22 protein-coding genes are annotated in these 18,444 nt (G+C 29.7%); 9 read left to right on the top strand and 13 right to left on the bottom strand.

Features of this window, described 5'->3' with window-relative positions; translation table 11 throughout:
• Window positions 1–12: 12 nt before the first annotated feature.
• The 9 genes from HKP59_RS12235 to upp all read right to left on the bottom strand — a co-directional run bounded on the left by HKP59_RS12235 (window position 13) and on the right by upp (window position 7,934).
• Window positions 13–813 (bottom strand): DUF3108 domain-containing protein, encoded by an 801-nt coding sequence (locus tag HKP59_RS12235; RefSeq protein WP_291807359.1) that lies wholly within the window; start codon window positions 811–813, stop codon window positions 13–15.
• 119 nt (window positions 814–932) lie between these two features.
• A complete protein-coding gene (gene hppD, locus HKP59_RS12230; RefSeq protein WP_291807356.1) occupies window positions 933–2,090 on the bottom strand; it encodes a 4-hydroxyphenylpyruvate dioxygenase in 1,158 nt (385 codons plus the stop codon).
• Between the two features lie 10 nt (window positions 2,091–2,100).
• Window positions 2,101–3,261, bottom strand: a complete 1,161-nt coding sequence (locus HKP59_RS12225) for a homogentisate 1,2-dioxygenase (RefSeq protein WP_291807353.1) — start codon at window positions 3,259–3,261, stop codon at window positions 2,101–2,103.
• Window positions 3,262–3,564: 303 nt separating this feature from the next.
• Window positions 3,565–3,813, bottom strand: a complete 249-nt coding sequence (locus HKP59_RS12220) for a NifU family protein (RefSeq protein ID WP_291807350.1) — start codon at window positions 3,811–3,813, stop codon at window positions 3,565–3,567.
• A gap of 6 nt (window positions 3,814–3,819) precedes the next feature.
• Window positions 3,820–4,944, bottom strand: a complete 1,125-nt coding sequence (locus tag HKP59_RS12215; protein WP_291807347.1) for an Mrp/NBP35 family ATP-binding protein — start codon at window positions 4,942–4,944, stop codon at window positions 3,820–3,822.
• Between the two features lie 107 nt (window positions 4,945–5,051).
• The gene (locus tag HKP59_RS12210; protein ID WP_291807344.1) at window positions 5,052–5,390 is read right to left on the bottom strand and encodes an MGMT family protein; all 339 of its coding nucleotides are present in this window, start codon (window positions 5,388–5,390) and stop codon (window positions 5,052–5,054) included.
• Between the two features lie 17 nt (window positions 5,391–5,407).
• Window positions 5,408–6,079, bottom strand: a complete 672-nt coding sequence (gene trmB, locus HKP59_RS12205; RefSeq protein WP_291807341.1) for a tRNA (guanosine(46)-N7)-methyltransferase TrmB — start codon at window positions 6,077–6,079, stop codon at window positions 5,408–5,410.
• 48 nt (window positions 6,080–6,127) lie between these two features.
• Entirely contained in the window at window positions 6,128–6,325 is a 198-nt protein-coding gene (locus tag HKP59_RS12200) for a uracil phosphoribosyltransferase (protein WP_291807338.1), read from the bottom strand.
• A 958-nt stretch (window positions 6,326–7,283) separates the two neighbouring features.
• Entirely contained in the window at window positions 7,284–7,934 is a 651-nt protein-coding gene (gene upp / locus HKP59_RS12195; RefSeq protein WP_291807335.1) for a uracil phosphoribosyltransferase, read from the bottom strand.
• A gap of 110 nt (window positions 7,935–8,044) precedes the next feature.
• Here upp and lysM point away from each other — a divergent pair, with 110 nt between their 5' ends.
• Window positions 8,045–8,512 carry a peptidoglycan-binding protein LysM gene (lysM, locus tag HKP59_RS12190; RefSeq protein ID WP_291807332.1) on the top strand — a complete coding sequence of 156 codons (468 nt, stop codon included), beginning with the start codon at window positions 8,045–8,047 and terminating at the stop codon, window positions 8,510–8,512.
• A 48-nt stretch (window positions 8,513–8,560) separates the two neighbouring features.
• Here lysM and HKP59_RS12185 read toward each other — a convergent pair whose 3' ends face one another.
• Window positions 8,561–9,595 carry a glycosyltransferase family 9 protein gene (locus HKP59_RS12185; protein ID WP_291807330.1) on the bottom strand — a complete coding sequence of 345 codons (1,035 nt, stop codon included), beginning with the start codon at window positions 9,593–9,595 and terminating at the stop codon, window positions 8,561–8,563.
• Between the two features lie 81 nt (window positions 9,596–9,676).
• On the opposite strand from HKP59_RS12185, the gene HKP59_RS12180 reads away from it, so the two are divergent.
• The 6 genes from HKP59_RS12180 to HKP59_RS12155 all read left to right on the top strand — a co-directional run bounded on the left by HKP59_RS12180 (window position 9,677) and on the right by HKP59_RS12155 (window position 14,698).
• The gene (locus HKP59_RS12180; protein ID WP_291807327.1) at window positions 9,677–10,534 is read left to right on the top strand and encodes a YicC/YloC family endoribonuclease; all 858 of its coding nucleotides are present in this window, start codon (window positions 9,677–9,679) and stop codon (window positions 10,532–10,534) included.
• Window positions 10,535–10,540: 6 nt separating this feature from the next.
• Window positions 10,541–11,119 (top strand): guanylate kinase, encoded by a 579-nt coding sequence (gene gmk / locus HKP59_RS12175; protein ID WP_291807325.1) that lies wholly within the window; start codon window positions 10,541–10,543, stop codon window positions 11,117–11,119.
• Entirely contained in the window at window positions 11,120–11,701 is a 582-nt protein-coding gene (gene nadD, locus HKP59_RS12170) for a nicotinate (nicotinamide) nucleotide adenylyltransferase (RefSeq protein ID WP_291807322.1), read from the top strand.
• 85 nt (window positions 11,702–11,786) lie between these two features.
• The gene (locus HKP59_RS12165) at window positions 11,787–12,656 is read left to right on the top strand and encodes a M23 family metallopeptidase (protein ID WP_291807319.1); all 870 of its coding nucleotides are present in this window, start codon (window positions 11,787–11,789) and stop codon (window positions 12,654–12,656) included.
• 3 nt (window positions 12,657–12,659) lie between these two features.
• Window positions 12,660–14,156: a GH3 auxin-responsive promoter family protein gene (locus HKP59_RS12160; RefSeq protein ID WP_291807317.1), complete on the top strand. Its 1,497-nt coding sequence runs from the start codon at window positions 12,660–12,662 to the stop codon at window positions 14,154–14,156.
• A complete protein-coding gene (locus HKP59_RS12155; RefSeq protein ID WP_291807315.1) occupies window positions 14,153–14,698 on the top strand; it encodes an MOSC domain-containing protein in 546 nt (181 codons plus the stop codon). Before HKP59_RS12160 ends, HKP59_RS12155 begins: the two co-directional genes overlap by 4 nt.
• Window positions 14,699–14,747: 49 nt before the next feature.
• On the opposite strand, the gene mscL is transcribed toward HKP59_RS12155, so the two are convergent.
• The 3 genes from mscL to HKP59_RS12140 all read right to left on the bottom strand — a co-directional run bounded on the left by mscL (window position 14,748) and on the right by HKP59_RS12140 (window position 16,935).
• A complete protein-coding gene (gene mscL / locus HKP59_RS12150) occupies window positions 14,748–15,152 on the bottom strand; it encodes a large-conductance mechanosensitive channel protein MscL (protein ID WP_291807381.1) in 405 nt (134 codons plus the stop codon).
• 69 nt (window positions 15,153–15,221) lie between these two features.
• A complete protein-coding gene (gene alr / locus HKP59_RS12145; RefSeq protein ID WP_291807313.1) occupies window positions 15,222–16,325 on the bottom strand; it encodes an alanine racemase in 1,104 nt (367 codons plus the stop codon).
• On the bottom strand, window positions 16,315–16,935 hold the full coding sequence (locus HKP59_RS12140; protein ID WP_291807312.1) for a thymidine kinase: 621 nt from the start codon (window positions 16,933–16,935) through the stop codon (window positions 16,315–16,317). Before HKP59_RS12140 ends, alr begins: the two co-directional genes overlap by 11 nt.
• 137 nt (window positions 16,936–17,072) lie before the next feature.
• Here HKP59_RS12140 and HKP59_RS12135 point away from each other — a divergent pair, with 137 nt between their 5' ends.
• Both HKP59_RS12135 and HKP59_RS12130 read left to right on the top strand, forming a co-directional pair.
• Window positions 17,073–17,801 carry a hypothetical protein gene (locus HKP59_RS12135; protein WP_291807310.1) on the top strand — a complete coding sequence of 243 codons (729 nt, stop codon included), beginning with the start codon at window positions 17,073–17,075 and terminating at the stop codon, window positions 17,799–17,801.
• A 5-nt stretch (window positions 17,802–17,806) separates the two neighbouring features.
• Window positions 17,807–18,442 (top strand): hypothetical protein, encoded by a 636-nt coding sequence (locus HKP59_RS12130; protein WP_291807308.1) that lies wholly within the window; start codon window positions 17,807–17,809, stop codon window positions 18,440–18,442.
• Window positions 18,443–18,444: the final 2 nt, after the last annotated feature.

Here is an 18,444-nt window from a genome sequence, read left to right as displayed (position 1 = left end):
CAAAAATACAATTTAATTGTCAAAAATAATATTAAAAGGATGAGCTAAACCTTTAAAAGCATCTAAATCTGCTCTAAGAGAGCCAACAGCTAATGAAGCTTTAATACGAAGTGGAATTTTATTTTTATCATCGGTAATCCAAATGGTTACACTTTCTTTTTCTTTAAAAACTCTTCCAGCTTGCACCATTGGTCTAAATTTCAGCGTTTTTGTTTTTCCGAATTTAGTTTTTATAACTTCTCTTCCTAGAAAGTGAAGTTTAAAATTTGTGATTTCTTCATCAAAGAACATTTGTAATTCAATTTCATCTCCAACTGCTAAATCGTTTAATTTTTGGTTTCTTATATAATATAAGGTGGAAAGAATATCTTGTATTTCACTACTTATTGGATGCTTTTCAACGGTGTTATGTTTATAATCTTTTACAGTTGCTTCATTGGTTTCATAGTCAAATAAAATCTCTTTATCTTTGGTATAACCACCTTCATTTATTTTTCTAATAAAGCGACAAGGTTTTAATGTTTCCTTATCAATATAGGTTTGATAATCATCTTTTACTTTAAAAAAAAGACTTACCAATCCGGTAGATTTTCCAGTTCCAATAATATGAAAAGCATTTTTATTGTTGTCAGTTACTTCGTTAACTTCCATGGTTGAATATCCAGCATTTAGGAAATTACTATAACTCATTCTAAACTTTAACCATTCGCCTTTTTGGAAAGCATATTGCGTTGAGCTATCCTCGTTTTTTACAGATTGCCCAAAAGCTATTGCAGATATTGTTAATGCGAGTATGATAAGTTTTATTTTCATTTAGTAGTTTAATGCACTGTTATATTGGTTAAAAATACAATTATTAAGCCAAAAATAATAAAAGCCTAACAATATGAAGTTAAGCTTTTATTAAAATAATAAATATTTATTTAACTAAGTTATAACGTACCTCTTCTTTCCTGTTCAGCTTCAATACTTTCAAACAAGGCTTTAAAGTTCCCTTTTCCAAAGGATTGTGCTCCTTTTCTTTGGATAATTTCAAAAAATAGTGTGGGTCTATCTGTTACTGGTTTTGTAAATATTTGCAATAGATATCCTTCATCGTCTCTATCAACTAAAATCCCTAAATCTTTTAATTCAGCTAAATCCTCATCAATATCACCAACTCTATCTAAAACAGTATCATAATAAGAGCCTGGTACATATAAAAATTCAACTCCGCGCTCGGTCATAGCTTTTACTGTTTCTAATATATTGTTAGTGGCTACAGCAATATGTTGAATTCCAGCACCACTATAAAAATCTAAATACTCCTCAATTTGAGATTTTTTCAATCCGTCAGCGGGTTCGTTGATTGGAAATTTTACACGACCATTACCATTGGTCATTACTTTACTCATTAGAGCAGTATATTGGGTTGAAATATCTTTGTCATCAAACGTTATTAAGTTTGCAAAACCCATAACTTCATTATAAAATTTTGCCCAAACATTCATTTCATTCCAACCTACATTTCCAACCATATGATCTATATATCGCAAGCCCACATTTGAAGGGTTATGAGTTGATTCCCATTTTTGAAATTTTGGAAGAAAGACACCATTGTAATTTTTACGCTCAACAAAAATGTGAACAGTATCTCCATACGTATGAATTCCTGAACGAATAACTTCACCATTTTCATCACTTTCTTTTGTTGGCTTTAAATAAGATTTAGCACCACGTTTTGTGGTTTCTTCCCACGCTTTTGTAGCATCCCCCACCCAAAGAGCTACTACTTTTACACCATCGCCATGAGTTGAAATATGCTCAAAAATTTCGCTATTTTTTGAATTTGGCATTGGTGTAGTTAGCACCAAACGAATTTTGTCTTGCACTAAAACATAACTAGTTCTATCTGTAAGTCCAGTTTCTAAACCTGCGTATGCTAATGATTGAAACCCAAATGCTGTTTTATAATAATGTGCTGCTTGTTTGGCGTTACCAACATAAAGTTCTACGTAATCAGTTCCTAACAATGGTAAAAAGTCTTCGGCTTCAGGAAATATTTTTTCTAGTCCGTAATTAAAATTCTGTTTATTTTTTAAATCTGACATTTTTTTAGTTTTATGTTGTTATCCAAGATTTGTAATAATCATCTACTTGTAAATTTATAGCTTCTTCAGTAATCATAACTGGTTTAAAAGGATCGATCATAACGGCTAATTCTTCAGTGAATTTTTTTCCAACACTTCTTTCTATTGCCCCCGGATGCGGCCCATGTGGAATTCCACCTGGGTGGAGTGTTAGTTGACCTTTTTCTATATTGTTTCTACTCATAAAATCACCATCTACATAATAAAGAATCTCTTCAGAGTCAATGTTACTATGATGGTATGGAGCCGGAATAGATTTTGGGTGGTAATCATACATTCTTGGCACAAAAGAGCAAACTACAAACCCTGATGCTTCCCAAGTTTGATGAATTGGTGGAGGCATATGAATTCGACCCGTTATTGGTTCAAAATCATGGATTGAAAACGCATACGGATAATTAAAACCGTCCCAACCAACAACATCAAAAGGATGATTATTGTACATGTATTCCCATAAAACACCTTGTTTTTTTATTAAAACTCTAAAAGATCCTTTTTCATCATGTGTTTGCAAATTGCTCGGTAGTCTAAAATCCCGCTCACAAAAAGGAGAATGCTCTAATAGTTGTCCGAAATTGTTTCTATATTGTTTTGGTGTAACAATTGGGCTGAATGATTCTACATATAATAGTCTATTGTCTTCAGTATTAAAATCAATTTGATAAATGGTCCCTCGTGGAATGATTAAATAATCACCGTATTTAAACTCTATATTTCCATACATTGTTTTTAATGTACCTGAACCTACGTGAATGAAAATCATTTCGTCAGCGTCAGCGTTTTTGTAAAAATAAGAAGAAGAAAATTCTTTAGGAGCAGCCAAACCAATGTGCAAATCGTTATTTACAAATAGTGTTTTTCTGCTTTCTAAGTAATCAACTTCAGGTTTTAAAGAAAATCCTTTAAAACTTAACGCTTTCATATTCTTTTCAATGGCTATTTTAGGAGTCACACTTTTAAGTTGCTTAATTTCAGAAACAACAGTTGGCGGATTTAAGTGGTATAATAAAGAAGACATGCCAACAAAACCTGCTGTACCAAAAAGTTCTTCTTGGTATAATCCACCAGTTGGTTTTTCAAAAGTAGTATGACGTTTTGGTGGAATTTTACCTAATGAATAATATCTAGGCATATGTTATTTGTTTAGTTTGTGAATCCCCAAAAGGGAATATAAAAGTTTTTAGATTTTAGCTATTTATATAAAATAACTATAATAATATGTACTTACTAAAGTTACAAAATTATAAGATATAAAATTGAAAACCAGTATACAAGAAATTTCACTCAGGATTTCTCTTGATTAAGAATTTAATATGAAGTAATAATTCTGTCCAACCTGTTTTCATATTTCACAAATATAGAAATATTTTTTTGATCCTTGTTTTAAACAAAAAAGAGCGCTATTGCGCTCTTTTTAAAAAGTATATGTATCAAACTAAAATGAAATTCCACTAATCTCAATAACATTTTTAATTTGTGGTGCATGCCTTTTTATAGTAGCTTCAACTCCATTTTTTAAAGTCATTTGATTCACAGAACAACCCAAACAAGCACCTTCTAACTCAACTCTAACAGTATCTTCTGTAACATCAACTAATTTAATGTTACCACCATCAGCCTCTAAATAAGGTCTAATTTCTTGTAGCGCAATTTCTACAGTTGCTTTAAGTTCTTCCGTACTCATCGTTTATTATTTAGTACTACACCCACTCATAGTTGTAATTCTAACTATTTCAGTTGGAGGTAAATCTGTATTTCTTTTAACCAATTGGGAAAGTGTATTTTTTGTTATTTCAGAAAAAGCTTTTTCTAAAGGTGTATTATCTTGTAAAGCTACTGGGTGACCCACATCACCAGCTTCTCTAATACTTTGTACCAAAGGAACTTCACCTAAAAATTTAGTGTCAATATCTTCGGCTAAATTTTTAGCACCGTCTTTACCAAAAATGTAATATTTATTATTTGGTAATTCAGCAGGTGTGAAATAACTCATATTTTCAACAATACCTAAAACAGGTACATTAATGTTCTCTTGTTGGAACATGGCAACTCCTTTTTTAGCGTCAGCTAGTGCAATATTTTGAGGAGTACTTACAATTACAGCACCTGTAACTGCAACTGCTTGTACTATTGATAAATGAATATCACCAGTTCCTGGAGGTAAATCAATTAATAGAAAATCTAATTCTCCCCAATGAGAGTCAAAAATCATTTGATTTAATGCTTTAGAGGCAATAGCTCCACGCCAAATTACAGCTTGATTTGCATCAGTAAAAAACCCTAATGATAAGATTTTTACACCATAACTTTCAACAGGTTGCATTTTAGCACGACCATCAATTTCAACTGAAAGAGGTTTTGCATCAGCAACATCAAACATTAAATGAATAGAAGGCCCATAAACATCAGCATCTAAAATACCAACTTTGAACCCCATTTTTTGTAAAGAAACTGCAAGGTTTGCTGTAATAGTAGATTTTCCAACTCCACCTTTACCAGAAGCAACAGCGATAATATTTTTAATTCCAGGAATTGAGTTTTCTTTAGCTTCAACTTCTTTTACAGGAACAACTGCTGAAACATTTACCTTTACATCAATTTTTTGATCAATTTGCTCATGAATAGCTTTCATGATTTCTATTTCGATTTTCTTTTTTGCCTGTAATGTAGGATTACTAATGGTAACATCTACGACTACCTCTTTATCGAAAACTACAATATTTTTTACCGATCCGCTTTCAATTAAACTTTTACCTTCACCTGGTGCAGTAATAGTTTCAAGTACTTTTGTTATATCTTTTTTACTAAATGCCATAATTGTTTATCTAAAATCATTCTAAACAACAAATATACAGAGTTCAATCGGATATAAAAAAAAACCTATTAAAAAGAAATGTAGAGGGTGTTACAAAGCGGAGAATATTATTTTTTGTTCAATTCAATATATGGATCCCAAAAGTGTTCTTTAAAATTTTGGACTTGATTTTCTTTGATGGTAATCCCTTCGTTTTCTAATAATTGTTGCATTAAATTAGTACCATCAAAATGAAGTTTTCCTGTTAATAGCCCATTTCTATTTACAACTCTGTGTGCGGGAATATCCTGATTAGAATGTGAAGCATTCATAGCCCAGCCAACCATTCGAGCAGATCTAGCAGTTCCTAAATATTTCGCTATGGCACCATAACTAGTTACTCTTCCGAAGGGAATTAATTTAGCAACTTCATAAACTTTTTCAAAAAAGTTTTCTGACTGTTTCATTCAATAAAAATAATGATTTAATATCGAATTTTAAATTTAATATAAGTAATAGGTTTTCCTTTTTCTAAATATTGACTTTCATAAAAGGTTTGTGTTGAGGTAACTTCAACTGGGGCATGCGGATTTTTATAAATATTGTGATGTGCATATATAATTTCATGACCTTCTCCGTGTAATAAGCCTAAAGTATAACCGTGCATAAATTCACTGTCAGTTTTTAAATTTACGAAGCCTTCAGATTTAAGAATATAATGGTATTTTTTTAAAAAGTCAGTATTTGTTAGTCGATGTTTTGTACGGGTATATTTTATTTGAGGATCGGGAAAAGTAATCCAAATTTCAGATACTTCATTTTTACTAAAAAGTAAATCGATGAGCTCTATTTGAGTTCTTATAAAAGCAACATTAGTCAAATTTTCTTCTAAAGCTGTTTTGGCACCACGCCAAAAACGAGCTCCTTTTAAGTCAATACCAATATAATTTATAGTTGAATTTTTTCTTGCTAAATCAATGGTATATTCCCCTTTTCCACAACCTAATTCCAATACAATAGGATTGTTGTTATTAAAATGATTGTGCCAATTTCCTTTTAATTGTGAGCCTTTTAGTAGCTCCTCTCGTGCAGGTTGAATTACATTAGAGAATGTTTCGTTTTCACGAAATCTTTTAAGTTTATTCTTACTCCCCACAGATTTTGAGTTTTAAAAAAGAATTGAAAATGAAATTAAAATGGGAAACTACTCGTTTCCAGCTTTCTTATATTTTTTTAATTCTCCTAGCCAGTAAAAGAAAGCCACAAAAGTAATAGCAATAAATATCCAACTTATGGTGCTTTGTAACCACCAATTGTCCATTGACCTTAAAGCATGGTAAGGTTGAAATAAAACGTTTGTAAAAAAATCACCTATTGCTTTAAAAATATTGTTTGCAATCATATCTTATTTATATTTACAGGCAAAAGTATAAAATATAGTAATGATTGCAAATTTTTTTAATAATTCAAAGCCAATTAAAATTTTTAGTATAACTATTTTACTTTTTTTCATGTATATGGTTGCAATTTTTAATAGGCAACCAGAAGTTTTTTCAATAGCTTTTATTTTTAAAAATTTAGCTCTTTTTTTTCTCTATAATTTATATTTTATTATTTTAAAATTTATAATTGAAAAAAATAAATTGACAAAAGATAATACTTTTGCGTTGTTTATTGCTGTAACTGTTTTAGGAATTTTTCCTGAAGTTTTTTTCTCTTATAGCATACTTTTTTCTAATATACTATTACTATTAAGTTTTAGAAAAATTTATAGCTTACGAAGTGGTATTAATACAAAATTAAAACTTTTTGACGCTTCCTTTTGGATTGGTATTTCTACAATTATCTATTTTTGGAGTATCCTTTATTTACTTTTAATTTTTATTGCAATTGTAATTTATAATAAATTAAATTATAAAAATTTGTTCATTCCTTTAATTGGATTTACAACTCCTATTTTTATTTATTTCTCATATAGTTTTTATTTTGATAATCTTGAGATATTCTATAATAGCTTTGATTATAGCGTAAATTTTAGTTTTTTAATATATAATTCTTTTAAATTTTTAATACCTATTACATTTTTAATTACAATTTTATTATGGGCTATAGCTATAGCAACACCAAAAATTATTTTGGTGAGTAATTATTTAAAGTTTTCTTGGATTTTATTATTAAATCATTTAATAATAACGGTACTTGTTATTATAATGGCACCAATTAAAAATGGAACAGAATTTTTTTATTTGATATTCCCTTTAGCAATACTTGTCACTAATTTTTTGCAAAAAACCAAATCTAAAACATTTAAAAATTTAATTCTATACTTGTTTTTGATGCTAGCTGTTATTGTTAATTTTTTATAATTTTTCACCAAAAGCTAAATCACCAGCATCTCCTAACCCAGGAACAATATATCCTTTGTCGTTCAGTTTATTATCTACGGTAGCAATCCATAGTTTTGTGCTACTCGGAAATTGTTTTTCAAGTAATTTAATGCCTTCATTTGATCCAATTACACAGGCTAAAATAATTTCTTTTGGAGTTCCATGCTTTTTCAAACCTTCATAAACGCTTACAATTGATTGACCAGTTGCTAACATAGGGTCAGCTAAAATTAATGTTTTACCATCTAAATTAGGTGAAGCAAAATATTCAACTTTAATTTCAAATTCAGTTTCGTTTATATGGTTTCTATAGGCTGAAATAAATGCATTTTCTGCATCATCAAAATAATTTAAAAGTCCATTATGTAATGGCAAGCCCGCTCTTAAAATAGAACATAAAACAATATCACTTTTTGGAATTGATACTATTTTAGTTCCCAAAGGTGTAGTCACTACCTTATTTTCATAAACTAAAGATTGACTTATTTCGTACGCTAAAATTTCACCAATACGTTCTATATTTTTTCTAAAGCGCATGCTATCTTTTTGGATAGTTACATCTCTAATTTCAGCAATAAATTTATTTAATATAGAATTTTTAGCATCTAAAGTTTTAACAATCATATTTAATTATTTTATACAAAAATAGCACATTAATATCATAAATTCAGTTAGATATTCAGGTTAATTTTTGTATCTTTAATTTCTAATTTAAAAATATAAAATTAAGTATTATGGGATTATTTTCGTTTATTAAGAATGCAGGAGCAAAAGTTTTTGGAATTGGAAAAACTACTGAAGAAGAATCTGCTGAAGCAGCTAGAGAAAAAGCAAGTAAATTAACAAATGCTGTTGAAACTTTAGGATTTAAAGTTTTAGATTTGAACATTGAAGTCAGTGGAGATAGTGCAACTGTTTGGGGGCAAGCAAATTCACAAGAAACACGTGAAAAAGTTGTATTAGTAATTGGAAACACTGCAGGAATAGCGTCAGTAGATGATAGAATGACTGTTGAAATTCAAGAGCCAGAAGCTCAATTTCATACTGTTGTAAAAGGAGATTATTTAAGTAAAATTGCAAAAAAATACTATGGAAATGCGATGAAATATCCTGTGATTTTTGAAGCAAATAAACCAATGTTGACAGATCCTGATAAAATTTATCCAGGTCAAGTGCTAAGAATTCCAGCATTGAAAGATTAAAGTAGTTAAGACTGTAAAAAAAGGCTTGCAATACGCAAGTCTTTTTTATCAAATAGATTCTAATACTTTTTCCACAACAAACTTTGGAGAAATACTTCGCATTACATCATTATATCCGTCACAAACTTTATTACCATAAATAGAACAAGGAATATTTGGATAGGTCACTAAATCTGGTAAAATTGCATTTTTAAAGGGTTGGTTAAACGGTGCAAACCCTGTGTAAGGATGTGTTATTCCCCAAAGGGTTAAGGTGTTAATACCAAACATTGCTGCAAAATGAGCATTTCCAGAATCCATACTAAGCATAACATCTAAATTAGAAATTAAGTTTAATTCTTCGGTTAGCTTTATTTTACCAGCAACATTAATTGTATTGATATATTTATTGGCTATTTTTTCTAAAATTTTGACTTCTTTAGTACCACCACCAAACAAAAATATTGATATATCTTTTTCTTTTGATAATTCTGAAATTACTTTTTCCATTAAATCTAACGGGTACATTTTTGAGCTATATTGAGCAAAAGGAGCAATACCTATCCATTTCTTTTTTTTAACATTTGTAATAGCTACAACACTTTTTGATAGTTCAGATTTTGAAGGAAACTCTGGTTTAGAAATATCTAATTTAAAATTCAAACTTCTAAAAACATCAGCATAGCGTTCATGAGTAGTTCTTAATTGTTTTAAAACTTTGTTTTTGGTGCTTGTTAATGCTTTTTTTTCTTTTCGCCCTTTATCAATAGTGGCAACTTTTATAAATGAGAGTTTAAAAAATGTGCATAAAATTTTAGATCGTAGCACATTATGCAAGTCTGCAACGGCGCTAATATTCAAACCTCTTAATTCTTTAAAAAGTTTGAATATTCCAAAAACCCCTTTGTGTTTTCCGTTAACATCAGCAGTATAAAAAGTAACATTTTTTAAATCAGAAAAAAGTGGTTTTAAAAAACCTTTTGATAAAACTGTTATTTTTGTGGATGGGTGCTGTTTTATAAAAGCTCTAAGCACGGGGACTGTCATGGCAACATCTCCCATTGCGGATAATCTAATCACTAAAAGGTGTTTTTCTTTGCTCAAAATATAGATTTAAGAAATGTAAAAGTACTATATTAAATACTATTTATAAAATCCGTAAATTTGCTAAAATTTTAGAATTAGATGATACAATCAATGACCGGATACGGTAAAACCGTTATACAGCTTCCTACTAAAAAAATTACGATTGAGCTGAAATCGTTAAACAGTAAAAACTTAGATGTAAATGTTAGAATTCCTAATTATTATAAAGAAAAAGAGTTAAATATTAGAAAAAAACTTGCATCATCATTAGTAAGAGGTAAAATTGATTTTTCAATTTATATTGAAAATAACGGAGGTGAAGTTTCATCAAAAATTAATCAGAATGCGGTTAAAGAATACATGAAACAGTTGAAAGAAATTGTTGATTCTGATGAAATAGAATTGCTAAAAATGGCGGTTCGTTTGCCAGATGCTTTAAAAACTGAAAGAGAGGAACTAGATGAACAAGAGTGGTTGCAAATTGAAAAAGGAATAATTCAGGCTATAGATAAAATTATTTTGTACAGAACGGATGAAGGAAAATCGTTGCATACTGATTTTGTGTTGCGTATTTCAAATATAGAATTGTTACTTGATAAAGTAATTGAAGTTGATCCAAAACGAATTACACATGTTGAAGATAAAATTAAAAAAGCAATTGATGAATTAGCTGCAAAGATTGATGAAAGTAGATTTGAACAAGAGCTAATTTATTACATTGAAAAATTAGACATTACAGAAGAAAAAGTTCGTTTAAAAAATCATTTAGATTATTTCACAAAAGAATTAAACGAGACAACTTCTAATGGTAAAAAACTAGGGTTTATTACGCAAGAAATGGGAAGAGAAATTAATACTATTGGTTCTAAATCTAACTTTGCAGATATGCAAAAATTAGTAGTTCAAATGAAAGATGAACTAGAAAAAATTAAAGAACAAAATTTGAACGTATTATAGCAACGTATGTCAGCAAAAAAGAAAGGGAAATTAATTGTTTTTTCGGCCCCTTCTGGTTCAGGAAAAACAACAATTGTACATCATTTATTACAACAGCCTGAATTAAATTTAGATTTTTCTATTTCTGCAACTTCTCGTGATAAAAGAGGTACAGAAGTTCATGGAGAAGATTATTATTTTATGTCGTTAAGAGATTTTAAAAAACATATAAATAATCAAGATTTTATTGAATGGGAAGAAGTATACACCAATAACTTTTATGGAACTTTAAAAAAAGAAGTAGAACGTATTTGGGAATTAGGTAAACATGTAATTTTTGATATTGATGTAGTTGGAGGCTTAAGTATAAAAAGTCAGTTTCCAACAAAAACTTTGGCTGTTTTTGTTCAACCTCCATCAATTGAAGAGATGGAGCGCCGACTTAGAAATAGACAAACAGACAGTGAAGAAAAAATAAAAGAACGCGTTGCAAAAGCTGAAAAAGAATTGAAATATGCAGATGATTTTGATGTTATTTTAGTTAATAATGATTTAGATACAGCAAAAAATAATGCATATGAATTAGTTAAAAACTTTATAAACTAAATGAAAGTAGGGTTATTTTTTGGTACTTTTAATCCAATTCATATTGGTCATATGATTATTGCAAATTATATAGTTGAATTTTCTGATTTAGATGAGGTTTGGTTTGTAATAACGCCTCAAAGTCCTTTTAAACAAAAAATGTCTATGCTCAGCAACCATCATAGATTATCAATTGCAAATATCGCTGTTGAAAATTATCCGAAACTAAAAACATCTGACATAGAATTTAATCTTCCTCAACCCAATTATACTATAAATACGTTGGCATATATTGAGGAGAAATATCCCGAAAAACAATTTTGTTTAATTATGGGTGAAGATAATTTAAAAGGTTTTCACAAATGGAAAAACTATCAAACCATTCTTCAAAATTATGAGTTGTATGTGTATCCAAGAATTTCTAAAGAGCAAACTGAAAGCAGGTTTTCAAATCATAAAAAAGTACATAAAGTGAACGCACCTATAGTGCAAATTTCTTCAACCTTTATAAGGAAAGCAATTTATGAGAAGAAAGATATAAGTACTATGTTACCTGCTAGTGTTTGGAATTATATAGACGAAATGAACTTTTATAAAAGTTAAAATTGGCTTATTTTTAACATGGGTACTTAAGTTATTTGAAATGATTTAAATAAAAATTCGTTGTATATTTGTTTCATTCATAATTATGGCTAACAAACCTCAAAATAAAGGAAAATTCAGAAAAAAGTTAATTCATAAATATCGTTTAGTAGTTTTAAACGAGGATACTTTTGAAGAAAAATTATCCTTTAAATTAACCAGATTAAACGTATTTATTTTAGGAAGTGTTTTTTCTATATTTTTAATTGTTGGAACCATTTTTTTAATTGCTTTTACCCCTTTAAGAGAATATATTCCAGGTTATTCCTCAACTAAATTAAAAAAAGATGCCACAAAATTGGTTTACAAAGCTGATTCTTTAGAACAGGTTTTAGAGGTAAATAATTTATATATTCAAAGGGTAAGAGCTTTATTAACAGGTGAAATCTCTGAAGATCATTTTGATAAGGATTCAATTTTACAAGCTATTCAGTATGACAAAGATACAATGAGCTTAGAGCCCTCGCAATTAGATTTAGAGTTTCGACAAGAAATCGAACTAGCTGATAGGTATAGCATTTTTGAACAAGCGACAAAAGATGTTGATATTGTTTTTTTTGCACCTGTTGTAGGAACGTTAAGTGATGGGTATAATTTGGAAACCAAACATTTCGCAGTTGATATTGCTGTAGAAATGGGAACTCCTGTAAAATCTGTTGCTGATGGAACTGTAATTTTTGCTGAGTGGACGGCAAACACAGGGAATGTTATTATTGTAAAACATGCAGGCGGGTTTATATCTATTTACAAACACAATTCAACATTGCATAAGCGTCAAGGAGATTTAGTAAAATCTGGAGAGGTAATAGCTTCGGCAGGGAACTCTGGTGAATATAGCACAGGTCCTCATTTGCACTTCGAGTTATGGAATGAAGGTTATCCAGTTGACCCAACTAATTATATCGATTTTGAATAAAATATGAGTATTAAATCAATTTTAGCAAAACCATTTGCAAAATATATTGCAGGAAAATTTTACAAGCAGAGTAAAAATGCAGTAAAAGTTCAACAAACTATTTTTAAACAATTAATTTCAGAAGCTGAACATACAGCTTTTGGAAAAGACCATAACTTTGAAAAAATTAATTCGTACTCCGATTTTAAAAATCAAGTTCCAATTCGAGATTATGAAGCGCTTAAGCCATATGTTGAGAAAGTTGTAGACGGGAAACCTGATATATTATGGAAAGGCAAACCCTTGTATTTTGCGAAAACATCGGGTACAACTTCTGGTGCAAAATACATTCCACTTACAAAAGAATCTATGCCAATGCATATTAGCGCGGCTAGAAATTCATTATTACTGTATATTGCTGAAACTAGCAAAACCGATTTTGTAAACGGAAAAATGATTTTTTTACAAGGAAGTCCAGAGCTAGGTGAAAAAAATGGTATAAAAACAGGTCGTCTTTCGGGTATTTCTGCACATTTTATTCCTAATTATTTGTTAAAAAATCGCTTGCCAAGTTGGGAAACAAACTGCATTGAAGATTGGGAAACTAAAGTTGACGCTATTGTTAGTGAAACAATCAATGAAAATATGACACTAATAAGTGGAATTCCTTCTTGGGTTCAAATGTATTTTGAAAAAATTATAGAAAGAACAGGAAAAAAAGTTGGAGAAGTTTTCCCAAACTTTAATTTGTTTGTTTATGGAGGTGTAAATTTTGAGCCCTATAGAAACAAGTTTGATGATTTAATTGGAAGAAAAGTAGATACAATTGAATTGTATCCAGCTTCCGAAGGTTTTATTGCATACCAAGATTCACAAGCAGAAAAGGGAATGATGTTGTTGGTTGATAATGGAATGTTTTATGAATTTATTCCTTCTGAAGAATTCTTTAGTGAAAATCCAAAAAGACTTTCTTTAGCTGATGTTAAAGTAGGTGTAAATTATGTGCTTATTTTAAATACAAATGCGGGTCTATGGGGTTATAATATTGGAGATACTGTAGAATTTGTTTCTGTAAATCCGCCTAGAATTATTGTAACAGGTAGAATAAAACACTTTATTTCAGCTTTTGGAGAACATGTTATTGGTAAAGAAGTTGAACACGCAATGCAGGAGAATACAGTGAATACTGCAATTGGTATTTCTGAATTTACAGTAGCACCTCAAATTACTCCTACAGAAGGGTTGCCATACCATGAATGGCTTATTGAATTTGAAAATATACCAGAAAATTTGGAAGAATTTGCAACTCATCTTGATGCTTCCATGCAACAACAAAACATGTACTACTTAGATTTAATTGCAGGAAAAATATTGCAGCCGCTAAAAATTACAGTAATTGAAAAAGGCGGTTTTAATGCATATATGAAATCTGTTGGAAAATTAGGTGGGCAAAACAAAGTTCCAAGACTTGCTAACGATAGAAAAATTGCGAATGAACTTTCAAAATTTAAAGTAAAATGAAAGTAGTATCAGTAAATATTGGAGAAAAAAAAGCCATTGATTATAAGGGTAGAATAGTTGAAACAGGCATTTTTAAATTTCCAGTGGATGAACTTTTATTAGGAGAGGAAGATGTAGTTAATGATGCTGTAGTTGATAGAAAATATCATGGAGGAATAGATCAAGCAGTCTATGCATATTCTGAATATCATTATGAGTATTGGAAAAAATTATATCCAAACTTAGATTGGAGATTTGGAATGTTTGGTGAAAATTTAACCATTTCAAATCTTGAAGAAACAAATATAAAAGTAGGAAATACCTATAAATTGGGTGAAGCTATTATACAAGTTTCTAAGTCTAGACAACCTTGTATGAAATTAGGTTTAGTTTTTGGGACCCAAAAAGTGGTAAAACAATTTTGGAATTCAACAAAATGTGGGGTTTACTTTAAGGTGCTTCAAAGAGGAAAAGTAAAAGCATGTGATGAGCTTATCTTAATTAAAGAAAACAAAAACTCACCAACGATTGCAGAGGTTTACGAAACTAAAAAAGAGAAATAAAAAAAGGCTTGCAGATGCAAGCCTTTTAGTTTACTGAATAAAGTTTGGTTTACTTTTTAGATAATAAATCTCTAATTTCAGTTAATAAATCTTCTTGAGAAGGACCTTTTGGAGCTTCAGGAGCTGGCTCTTCTTTCTTTTTGGTTTTATTTATTCCTTTAATTACCATAAACATTACAAATGCAACAATAACAAAGTCAATAATATTAGTAATAAAATCACCATAAAGTACAGCAACCTCACCAACAACTTTACCTGCTTCATCGGCTACACCATCTTTTACTACGTACTTTAAATCTTTGAAGTCTGAATTGAAAATTAGACCAACTAGCGGAGATACTATTCCTCCTGTAAATGAAGTAACTACAGCTTTAAATGCAGCACCCATTACAAAACCAACTGCAATGTCAACAAGGTTTCCCTTCATTGCAAAATCTTTAAATTCTTTTAACATTCCCATTTTAAGTTCTTTTAATTGATTAATACAAAAGCGAAGATAACAAAAAAATAGATAATATTAACATTATTTTAACACTCTTCCAACTCGTTGTGAAATAGCCGTTAATAATTCATAAGGAATTGTATGTATGGCTTTTGCCAGAGATTCTATATGTTGTTGGTTTTTGTAAACTAGAACTTCATCGCCTTCATTACAATTAATTTCAGTAATATTAACCATAATCATATCCATACAAACATTTCCAACAATATAAGCTTTTTGATTGTTGATATACACGTAGCCAACTCCATTGCTAAGTTGTCTAGAAATACCATCGGCATGCCCAATAGGAATAGTTGCTGTTTTTACGGTCGAAGTAGCTTTATAAGCACGATTGTATCCTACAGTTTCACCTTTTTTAATGGTATGAATTTGAGAAATAATTGATTTTAAAACTACTACATTTTTTAATTTAGAAGTTTCATTTTTACTATTTCCAAAACCATACAAACCAATACCTAAGCGAACCATATCAAATTGCGCTTCAGAAGCATAATTAATTATTCCTGAAGTGTTTAACATATGTTTAAAAGGAGTTGATGGTATTTGATTTATTAATATTGAAGATACCTTTTTAAAAGTAGTTATTTGTTGTAAGGTAAATTCTCGTTCATTTAAATCTTCACTGGCAGCAATATGTGAAAAAACAGAAGTTATGGTAACCTCTTTTTGAGGTTTTATTAAAGAAACTATTTCAGAAATATTTTTTTCGGTAAATCCTAATCTGTTTAAACCTGTATTAAATTTTATATGAATAGGATAATTTTGAACCTTCAATTCTTTGGAAATTTCAATAAAAGCCTTTAAAATATTGATTGAATATATATTTGGTTCTAAGCAAAAATCAATTATTTTTTTAAGGTTATTTTTTTGAGGATGTAGTACTAAAATTGGAGTTTCAATCCCTGCATTTCTAAGAGCTATTCCTTCATTGGCATATGCAACAGCAAAATAGTCAACTTTTTGTTCTAAGTGTTTGGCAATTTCAATAGCACTAGTTCCATACCCAAACGCCTTAATAACAACTAAAATTTTTGTAGTACTATGAAGTTTAGATTTAAAATAATTGAAATTAAAATCAATGGCATTTAAATGTAAATCAAGTGTAGTAACATGATTATTTTTCATCTGTATTTTGGTCAACTTTTTTTTGTTGCGTTTCTTCTTTTATGGCTTTATAATATGCTGCACGGCTCAAAGGTTCATATTCTTGAGTTTCACCAAGTAATACCAATTCATCACCCGCAGCAGTTCTATGGCTATAGTGTGCCAAATTACCAGTTCTTGTACAAACAGCATGCACTTTTGTCACATATTCAGCAGTTGCCATTAGCGCGGGCATAGGCCCAAAAGGATTACCTTTAAAGTCCATATCTAACCCTGCAACAATAACTCGTATTCCACGATTCGCAAGTTCATTACAGACAGCAACAATACCATCATCAAAAAATTGTGCTTCATCAATTCCAACAACATCCACTCCTGCAGCTAAGATTAGAATATTAGAAGAAGACGGCACGGGCGTAGATCTAATTTCATTTGAATCATGTGAAACTACCATTTCTTCATCATATCGAGTATCAATAGCAGGCTTAAAGATCTCAATTTTTTGTTTGGCAAACTGTGCACGTTTTAATCTACGAATTAGCTCTTCTGTTTTGCCAGAAAACATGGATCCGCAAACAACTTCAATCCATCCAAATTGTTCGTTATGATTTACTGTATTTTCAAGAAACATTTTGTAATTTCACGCTTGAAAGGTTATCGTATTTTTTTATGTTATCTAAATGCACTAAAAAATAGTAGTACATTCGTTTTGATTTCATACAAATTTATTAAAAAATATACATCAAAAATCATTTAATAGTTCAACTTATGCACAAAAAATTAAAAGCCCAATTAGTAAGTCTGGCGCACAGTATTTTAGAAATGAAAAATAGTGATGATATTGTTGAATTACACAATAAATCACAAGAATTGTATGAAAAATTAACCGTTTTAAAGTTTGTTGATTCAAATATGAACAATGTTGCTGAAAATGAAGTTTTTTCAAAAGAAATTGTTGGTAAAATTGAACCAATTAAGGAGAGTATAGAAAAAGATATCACGGCAATCTCTTTTCCTTCTTCGGACGAAATGAGTCCAAAAAAAGTTATTTCTCAAGAGCAGGTTGAAGAAATTTTTGGAATTGAAGATACCTTATCGAAAAATGATGAACACGATATTCCTTCTATTCAAAGCACGTTAGAAGAAGAATTAAAAGATGCCATTTCTTCTGATGTTGCTACGGAGCTTTTTGAAAGAGTAACAAAAGAAAATCCAGTAGTTGAAGAAATTCCAGAGAGCTATAAAAAATCGTTAAATGATACGTTGTTTAAAAATAATTTACAAGTAGAATTAAATGATAGAATAGCATTTGTAAAACACTTATTTGAAGGTGATCAAGGCGATTTTAACCGAGTATTGTCACAGTTAAACACTTTTAAAAGTGAAAATGAAGCAAAAACTTTTATTAAAAAAATGGTAAAACCAGATTATGATTGGAGCACTAAACAGGAGTATGAAGAGCGTTTAATAAGTTTAATTGAGCGAAAATTTTTGTAGAATTTATGAAGTACCTTTTGCTAGAGAAAGAACTTAAAAAAAGAGTAGAATTTGAATATTTTTGGGGAAGAAAACAAGCAGATGATTTTGACAAACAAACTAATTTTATTTACAAAATAAATTCATTTGAGACTGTTTTGTTAGAAATTGAAACTAAATTTAAAGACAATTCTAAATACAATGATTTAAAAAACTATGCACTAAATCGCTGGTTCAATTTCTGGTCTGCGACTGCTGTAGAATATTTCTTTTGTGAACATGAAATTGTAAAACCTTATCCTAATTTAAAAGATAAATTCACTGATTTTTTTATTGATGAAATACCATTTGACCATAAAACAACTGTTTTTCCAAAAGGTTTTAATAAATCTGTTCCTTATGCGATTGAACATAAGAATGAACTTATAGAGTGGTTGTATCAAAATCAAAGTCAGCAGCAGCGAAAACACTTTAGTAATAGAATTTTTATTGTATTGGTTAATTATGAGGATGAAAATAAACATTGGAAATTAAAATCGGAGCTTAGTTGGTTACAACAAATAATATCAACTTATTTATGTAAATTTGATATTTCTAATTTATATAGTTTTACACATAAAAATAACATTGTAAAAGCAGATGTAATTTGGGCAATTAAATAAAG

The sequence above is a fragment of the Lutibacter sp. genome, assembly GCF_013041805.1.
Lineage (GTDB): Bacteria > Bacteroidota > Bacteroidia > Flavobacteriales > Flavobacteriaceae > Lutibacter.
This window is presented reverse-complemented; position numbering and strand designations above follow the sequence as displayed.